Below are 4,670 nucleotides of genomic sequence, written 5' to 3' on the forward strand. Positions count from 1 at the left end.
GCCCCGGGCTTTCGTGCACGGTTTGCCAGGCCTCGGGACTGCCTGCTTTATGCGCGCCATTATCCATGATGGCCACACGGGGCTGAATGGCGTCGACGAAGGCCTTGGAGTTGGAAAGGTTGAAACCATGATGGTTCACTAGGTACAGGTCGACGCGCCCGATCAGGTTGTCGGGACAGACCAGGGGAATCTCCTTGGTCTTGGTGAGGTCGCCGAGGTCAAGAAAACGGAATTTACCGAAGCGCACGAGAATTCCTGCTGAGCGGGGATTTTCAGTCGTGTCGAGTTCCCACTTTGGCTCGGATGCGCAATACGGATTCGGCTCGGCCTTTACGCCCGGAACCGATTTGATGTGTTCGCCGTCCGCCGTGAGAACGATGATGCTGAGGCCGGGTACGTCGATAGTGTCGCCGGGGTGAACGGTGCGGCGCGGCGTGGTGCCGATGGCCTTGATGTAAGCAGCGTAGTCGTGGCGCGTAATGTCGGAGTCTTCGCGGTTGACGCCGTGGTCGAGGAACTCGCCTACCTTGACGTGCTCGATGAGATTTGGCACGCCGCCAACGTGATCCGTGTGGAAGTGGGTGATGAGTACCTTGTCGATCTTCGCGATGCCGGCGTCTTTCATCGCCGCCTCAATGCGCTGGGCGTCGCGGCCGTTGTTGCCGGGCCAACCCGTATCGACGAGCAGTGAGTGGCCACCACCAGGCGCCACCAGCAGCGTGGCCTGGCCACCTTCGACGTCAATGGCGTAAATCTGCAGGCCTTTGCCCTCGGATTGCGCCTGCGTGGTCGCGATTGGGACGAAAATCAGCGCCAGTGCCGAAGCTGCGAGGACGAACCGGAAAGCGTGCATGCGGAAGAAGTTCCGGGGGCGATCAGTTGGGCTGGCAGGCTGGTGAGCGGCGGTTCGCATTTGCCGAAGAGTGTATAAGACCAAGCATTAGTTGGGGAACTGGGTCCAAACCGGCCTGAAAACCGCACTACTGGTAAAATAGAAAGTGCCGCACTGTGTGGCCATTCATCTTGTATTCATTCCCAACCTGATGGCCGCCTGAGGCCATACCTGAGCGCAAATCCAGATTTGCCCTAGAAGAGAAGGAACACTACGCCTGTGAGCCAGACGATACGCAATATCGCCATCATCGCCCACGTTGACCACGGTAAGACGACCCTTGTTGACGCCATGCTTCGCCAGTCCGGCACTTTCCGCGCTAACGAGCAGGTTGCCGAGCGCGTGATGGATTCGAACGACCTGGAGCGCGAGCGCGGAATCACGATCCTCGCCAAGAACACGGCGGTAAATTTTGAGGGCGGCAAGATCAATATTGTCGACACCCCGGGCCACGCCGATTTCGGGGGTGAGGTTGAGCGCGCTCTGAAGATGGTCGATGGCGTAATGCTGCTGGTGGACGCGGCCGAGGGGCCGCTGCCGCAGACGCGCTACGTGCTCGCAAAGGCACTGGAAGCGAAACTCAAGCCCATCGTCGTGATCAACAAGATCGACCGCCCCGATGCGCGTCCGCAGGAAGTGCTGAACGAAATCTACGACCTCTTCATCGACCTCGATGCGGAAGAATCGCAACTCGATTTCCCGGTGCTGTATGCGGTAGCAAAGGCGGGCACAGCCACGCTTGACCTGGCCAAGCCGGGAGAGAACCTGCAACCGCTGTTCGAGACCATCGTTTCCACGATTCCCGCGGCTACGGGTGATGTGGATGCGCCGCTGCAGATTCTGGTCACTAATCTCGATTACTCTGACTACTTCGGCCGCATCGCTATCTGCCGCGTATTTCAAGGAACGCTGCACGCAGGCGACGACGTGAACATCTCGAAGCGCGACGGCTCGCTGATGAAAACGCGCATCACCAAGCTGTTCACGTTCTCAGGGTTGAAGCGCACCGAGACCACCGAAACGACGATGGGTGACATTGTCGCCGTCGCGGGCGTTGAAGGCATCACCATCGGCGAGACGATTACTTCGATCGAAACACCCGCGCCGCTGCCGCTGATCGTGATTGATGAGCCGACGATCGCAATCACGTTCAGCGTGAACAATTCGCCGTTCGCGGGCAAGGAAGGCACGTATGTGACGAGCCGCAACCTGCGCGAGCGGCTTGAAAAAGAGCTGCTGACGAATGTATCGATTCGCGTGGAAGAGACAGGCTCGCCCGATACGTTCAAGGTGCTGGGGCGCGGTGAATTGCAACTCGCGATTCTGATCGAGATGATGCGGCGCGAAGGGTTCGAGCTGCTGGCGGGGCGTCCGGAGATTGTGACGAAGGTTGTGGACGGCACGCGCATGGAGCCGGTGGAGCATCTCACGATCGACGTTCCTGAGCAACACACGGGCGTGGTAATCGAAAAGCTCGGGCCGCGAAAAGGCGAAATGACCAAGATGCACAATCACGGCTCCGGCCGCGTGCGAATGGAATTTCGCGTGCCGAGTCGGGGGTTGATCGGCCTGCGCAGTGAAATGCTTACCGAGACGCGCGGCACGATTGTGATGAACGCGCTGTTTGATGGCTATATCCCTTACCAGGGCGAGATTCCGCAGCGGCCGACGGGCGCGTTAATTGCCGATCGCCAGGGACTAACGACGACTTACTCGCTGAATGGATTGCAGGAGCGGGGCATTCTGTTCCTTGGCGCTGGTGTGGACGTCTACGAGGGCATGGTGGTCGGCGAGCACTCGCGCGACAACGATCTCGACGTGAATGTGGTGCGCGAAAAGAAGTTGACCAACATGCGCGCATCGAGCGCCGATGATGCTATCCGTCTGGTTCCTTATAAGACTCTGAATCTCGAGCAAGCCATCGAGTTCATCGCTGACGATGAGCTGGTGGAGATTACGCCCAAGTCGCTGCGCCTGCGCAAGAAGATTCTGCAGGCCAACAAGCGGCCAAAGCGCTGGGAGAAGGCTGAGCAATTTAGTTCATAGGTGAACTGATGAGCTACAAGGCGATCAATCTCGGCGAGAAATTTGGGCTGTTCACCGAACAGTGGCAGCCCAAAGTCATTGCCGAGATGAACGACTATCAATTCAAGATCGTGAAGCTCCAGGGCGACTTTATCTGGCACGACCACAAAGACACCGACGAGACCTTCATTGTGATCGAAGGCACGTTGCGGATTGATTTTCGCGATGGCGCGGTGGAGGTTGGCCCCGGCGAGATGTTTGTCGTCCCCAAGGGAGTGGAGCATAAGCCCTTCGCGGAAAGCGAAGTCAAGCTGATGCTCATTGAACCGCGCGGCGTGCGCAACACCGGCGAGGAAAGCGGCGAACGCACAGCGGCGAATGACGTGTGGATCTGATTCCGATTAGATCAGGCAGTTAGAGTGAGCTGCTTCTTCGCTTCAAGAACGCGCTCGAGAGCCTCTTCCGCAGTCGCGCCTGTGGCTGAGAGATGCCCCATCTTGCGGCCCATCTTTGCGGCGCGTTTTTCATACAGATGCAGACGCACGCCGGGGACCTCAAGCGCCTTGGCGAAGTTCGGCGACGAGGTGAGCCACACATCTCCCAACAGGTTAACGATTGCCGCCGGAGTGATCAGTGACGTATCGCCGAGCGGCAGATTGCATGTTGTACGCACCAGTTGCTCGAACTGACTGGTCACGCATCCACGCTCGCTCTGGTGATAGCTGTTATGCGGTCGCGGCGCGAGTTCGTTGATCAGCAGGCGTCCTTGGCGGGTGATAAACATTTCCACGCAGAGCAGGCCTTCGATTCTGAGCTTCTCGATGATGTCGGCTGCCAGTTTTTCAGCGCGCGCTTCGACGTCGGTCGAGAGTCCGGCGGGCAGCACACTCCAGGCTAGGATCTGGTTCTCGTGGTGATTGCGCGCGGCGGGATACGTGCGCACCTCTCCCGCGGGATTGCGCGCCGCCATCACGCTGATCTCGCTTACGAGATCCATTGCTTGTTCGGCGACGGAAGGCTTTTTTCCAACGCTGGTCCAGGCGTCTGTGATGATTTGCTTGTTGAGCAAAGCCTCCATGCCGATCCGCACCTGGCCGCGGCCGTCGTATCCGCCTCGCCCGATCTTGAGAAATACGCGGCCAGCGAGGGCCTTCACGGCATGATGAAGATCCTCTTCGCTGCTGATGATGCGAAAAGGACCAACCGGAAATCCGTTCTCAGCAAGCCACGTCTTCTGCAGTGTTTTGTCCTGAATGATGCGGATGGGCTCGACGCCGGGGCGGAGGGGAGCGAGTTGCGCAACCTCGCTCAACGCTTCCACGCCGATCTGTTCAATCTCCAGTGTGACGGCATCGGCTCCGCTGGCCAGCCGCTTTGCTGCGGCAACGTCGTCCCAGGTGCCCACCACCGTTTCGTCGACCACGAAGCTCGCGGGGCACCGAAACTCCGGGTCCATGACGCGCACGCGATAGCCCATGGTGCGCGCGGCCATGGCGGTCATGCGGCCGAGCTGACCGCCGCCAAGAATGGCGATCAGTCCGCCGGGCCTTACAACGGAAGATGTCAAAGGGGTCAAAGGTTCGGACAGCCTCACCGCGGGAGCTCCTGATCCAGTGTTTGGTCGAGAACTTCCTGGGTGCGTGCGGCACGCCAAGCGGCGAGGCGTTCGTAGAGCGCGGCGTCGGTTCCGGCGAGAATTTCAGCGGCGAGCAGTGCGGCGTTCGCTGCTCCGGGCTTGCCGATGGCCAGCGTA

General features: G+C 59.4%; 4 protein-coding genes. 2 read left to right on the forward strand and 2 right to left on the reverse strand.

The window, feature by feature from the left end; genetic code table 11:
• Positions 1–853 (reverse strand): ComEC/Rec2 family competence protein (locus tag WA354_RS21250; RefSeq protein WP_472815022.1); only part of this gene is annotated, 853 nt, incomplete at its 3' end.
• A 258-nt stretch (positions 854–1,111) separates the two neighbouring features.
• On the opposite strand from WA354_RS21250, the gene typA reads away from it, so the two are divergent.
• Both typA and WA354_RS21260 read left to right on the forward strand, forming a co-directional pair.
• Positions 1,112–2,938 carry a translational GTPase TypA gene (typA, locus tag WA354_RS21255; protein WP_472815023.1) on the forward strand — a complete coding sequence of 609 codons (1,827 nt, stop codon included), beginning with the start codon at positions 1,112–1,114 and terminating at the stop codon, positions 2,936–2,938.
• Positions 2,939–2,946: 8 nt separating this feature from the next.
• Positions 2,947–3,312: a cupin domain-containing protein gene (locus WA354_RS21260; RefSeq protein ID WP_472815024.1), complete on the forward strand. Its 366-nt coding sequence runs from the start codon at positions 2,947–2,949 to the stop codon at positions 3,310–3,312.
• An 11-nt stretch (positions 3,313–3,323) separates the two neighbouring features.
• On the opposite strand, the gene purK is transcribed toward WA354_RS21260, so the two are convergent.
• Positions 3,324–4,493 (reverse strand): 5-(carboxyamino)imidazole ribonucleotide synthase, encoded by a 1,170-nt coding sequence (purK, locus tag WA354_RS21265; protein ID WP_472815025.1) that lies wholly within the window; start codon positions 4,491–4,493, stop codon positions 3,324–3,326.
• Positions 4,494–4,670: the final 177 nt, after the last annotated feature.

This window comes from Occallatibacter sp. (genome assembly GCF_049802275.1).
GTDB lineage: Bacteria > Acidobacteriota > Terriglobia > Terriglobales > Acidobacteriaceae > Telmatobacter.